Below are 3,398 nucleotides of genomic sequence, written 5' to 3'. Positions count from 1 at the left end.
GCCACCGCGGGCCAGGTCGCGCGCGGTCTAGGCAGCGACGCAGGCCGCTACACGCTCGCCGAGGTCACGGCGATCGTCGGCTGACCGTCGGCTGACCGGCGGCTGATCTGCGGCTGATCTGCGGCTGACCTGCTGCTGACCGAAGGTCCAGCCGGTCGCGGTCAGTCCTCGTCGGTGGCGGGCGCGAAGGTGAGGATCGGCGAGCCCCTGCGCACCGGGCGGCTGAGCCGGTCGCGCTGGTAGGTCAGAAGCAGCTCACGGATCTCGGGCGGCGCGGCCTTGAGCAGCAGGTTGGTCGCCTGGCGACGCTCGGGCTCGTCGGAGTCGGACTCGTCGAGCACGGCCGCTGCGTCGAGCAACAGCTCGGCGGCGTACTCGCTGACGTCGTGGGCATCGAGCTTCTCGAGCAGTCGCTGGAGGGTCGGGTCGACCCGGGCGCGTCCGCGGGCTCGCGCCTCGCTCACGGCGTCGTCCATCGCGGCAAGGCACTGCGGCACGAGTGGGAGCATCGCGGCCGTCACCGCGAACCGCAGCATCGGTGGCCCCTGGTCGGGGAAGAACGGGCTCGCCGTCCAGCCCCGGTGGTGCAGCGCGTCGGCGAAGACGAACGCGTCGCAGGTCGCGTCGGCACGCAGGACGAGCGTGGTGGCGTCGGGCTGGGCCACCAGGGTGATGCCGCGGGCGCCGACGAGGCCGGCCGCGAGCTCGGCCGTCGCGTCGAGCGCATCGAGGGAGAGCCCGGCGCAGCGCAGGTGGCCGACCTCGCGCAGCGTCTCGGTGAGCTCGGCGACCACAGCGCTCGGCGCGCTCCACGCGACATCGGAGTCGAGGGGCCCGCGGGAGGCGAGGGCGGACGCGTGCACGGCCCGCCGCTCAGCCGGCTCACGGTGGACGAGCATCGAGACGTCGGCGCTCGTGCCCCGGTCGGGACCGACGTCGAGGGTGATCGAGGAGACGCCCGGCACGGCGAAGCCCCAGGGCTGGCGCAGCCGGCCGGCGAGCTCGGCGTAGGCCAAGGCCCAGCCGCCGCTCGAGGCGTCGACGTGGAGGGGGACGGCGTGCGCGGCGCTGGCGGCGGCGATCCAGGCAACGTGATCGACCCGGCCGTGGGTGTAGGAGGGGGCCGAGGCGACCACCAGCACGGTCTGGTCGCGGATGAGCGCTGTCATGGGTCCGACCTCGACCGATCCGTCGATCGAGACGGGCGCGACCGCGGGTGTGACCCCGACGTCGGCAGCGGCGGCGAACCAGGCGGGGTGGGCCGACTGCGGGAGCACCACGGAGGGACGCCGCAGGTGGGGGCGTGCGTCGCGGGCCGCGCGCAGGACCATCAGCGCCGACTCGTGGAGCCCGCCGGAGATCGTGCCGACAGCCGTGTCGGGAGCCTGGAGCAGGTCGCACACGAACCCGACCAGCTCGTTCTCCGTCTCCAGGCGGCTCTTCGGAGCGGGGACACCGCGCGTGATCCCCTGGGTGGCCCGGTGTGCGAGCCGACCGTCGGCGGGCCCGACCCCGACCACCGAGGTCAAGGCCGGCTGGTCCGGCGCCTCGGACTCCTCGGTCGACGTCTTCATCAAGCGCAGTGAGGCACTGGCCGTCGTCATGGGAGTCCTTGAGTGGCGAGAGCGCGAGCAGAGATGTGGGGAGCGCACGATTGCTGCGTCGTACTTCGGCCACCATAGATCGCCGCGCCGACATTCGGCGCCGGACGACGAGATCGGGTTCTCTGGCCCGAAATGACTAGGGCCCCGTGGTGATCGGGGCCCTGTCGGTCGTTCCGACCGGACTAGCGGGCGAGTGAGCGCGAGGTGGTGGACCGGTGCGTGCGACGGCCGGTGCCGATGGCCCCCTCGTCGCCCTCGCCGTCGTCCCCGGGGGAGTCCGAGGCCGTCGCCGCGGGGTCGGGCGCCGTGGACCACTGAGAGATCCACTCGTCCAGCACGGCCCAGGTGGTGTTGCGGGCGGCGCGGCCGGTCAGCATGCCGAGGTGGCCGCCGGGCACGATCTCGAAGCGGACCTCCTCGGAGCCCGACAGGAGCGGCACGACGGCGCGCACCGCCGGCACCGGGGCGATGCCGTCGCCGGCGCCGCCGAAGACGAGCACCGGGGCGGTGATGTCGGAGAGCCGAATGGTCCGGTCGCCGGTCTCGAACGTGCCGTCGACCAGCCCGTTCTCCTTCACGAAGCGGTGGTAGAGCTGGCCGAAGGAGCGGCCGGGATAGGCGATCATGTTGTCCATGAACCGGTCGACGGCCTCGACCTGGGCGAGGAAGTCGGGATCGTCGAGGTGCGTGGCCAGCGCGATGGGCTTGGTGACGAGCTTCTGCACCGAGGAGAGCTGGAAGGCCCACTTCACCAACGGCTTCGGGGCGCCGCCGAAGGCCTGGTAGGCGCGGGTGATCGCACCGCGACCGGAGGTCAGGTTGAGCAGCGGACGCAAGGGGGCGACGAGCGGCACGAGGCTGACGTCGAAGGGCGAGCCGACGATGCTGAGGGACCCGATCGGCAGATCGGTGTTGTCGGCGGCGGCGAGCAGCGAGAAGATCCCGCCCAGGCTCCAGCCGATGACGTGCACGGGTCGGCCTCCGGCGTGGGCCGAGACCTCACGGATCGCGGTCGGCAGCACCTCCTCGATCCAGTGCTCCATGCCCAGGTTGCGGTCCTTGAACGAGACCTGGCCGTACTCCACGAGATAGGTCGGACGGCCCTCGCTCACGAGGTGCTCGACCAGTGAGCATCCGCGGCGCAGGTCGAAGCAGAGCGCCGGGGCGGCCAGAGGAGTCACGAGCAGCACGGGGTCGCCCTGCTCGAGGACCTTCGCGGCCGGTCGGTAGTGGTAGACCTCGCGCAGCGTGCCGTCGTCGATGAGGGTGCGCGGCATCGGGCGGAGGTCTGCGAGACCGCCGTAGAACACCTTGTGCGCGACGTTGCTGGCGGCCGAGACCACCTGGTCGGGTTTCGGGATCAGGTCCACAGTGCGCAAGTTACCGCGATTGCGGCGAGATCGGGACACCCGTTGGTCGCAGGCGGGTGCCCAGGCGGGTGCCCAGGCGGGTGCGCAGGCGGGTGCGCAGGCATCAGGCGGACGGCGGCCCGTGCGCCTCGAAGAGCGCGTGCGGCGCCCCGGTGGTCCTGGCCCAGTAGCGGTCGCCGTACGACCAGTGCCACCACTCCGTCGGGTAGTTGACCAGTCCGGCACCGGTGAGCGCTCCGATGAGCGTGCGCCGCAGCAGCAGTGCCTCGCCGGTGACGTCGGGGTGGTCGGTGTAGCACCGGCCCGCGCTCTCCTCGGGCGTCGAGTCGATGGGGCACCCGACGTCGAGCACCACGCCCTCGGGAGTGGTCAGGACGACGTCGACGGCAGCGCCGGCGGTGTGGGGAGCGGCGTGCGGAGGGGC

At 72.5% G+C, this 3,398-nt stretch carries 3 protein-coding genes; all 3 read right to left on the bottom strand.

The window, feature by feature from the left end; genetic code table 11:
- Nucleotides 1-161 precede the first annotated feature (161 nt).
- On the bottom strand, nt 162-1,574 hold the full coding sequence (locus VOI19_RS16645) for an aminotransferase class V-fold PLP-dependent enzyme (RefSeq protein ID WP_323794077.1): 1,413 nt from the start codon (nt 1,572-1,574) through the stop codon (nt 162-164).
- A gap of 212 nt (nt 1,575-1,786) precedes the next feature.
- Nucleotides 1,787-2,974, bottom strand: a complete 1,188-nt coding sequence (locus VOI19_RS16640; RefSeq protein WP_323794076.1) for an alpha/beta fold hydrolase — start codon at nt 2,972-2,974, stop codon at nt 1,787-1,789.
- Nucleotides 2,975-3,077: 103 nt separating this feature from the next.
- Nucleotides 3,078-3,398 (bottom strand): M15 family metallopeptidase (locus VOI19_RS16635; protein WP_323794075.1); only part of this gene is annotated, 321 nt, incomplete at its 5' end.

Origin of the sequence: Nocardioides sp. (assembly GCF_034670285.1) — a bacterium.
In the GTDB taxonomy this organism is placed as follows: domain Bacteria; phylum Actinomycetota; class Actinomycetes; order Propionibacteriales; family Nocardioidaceae; genus Nocardioides.
This window is presented reverse-complemented; position numbering and strand designations above follow the sequence as displayed.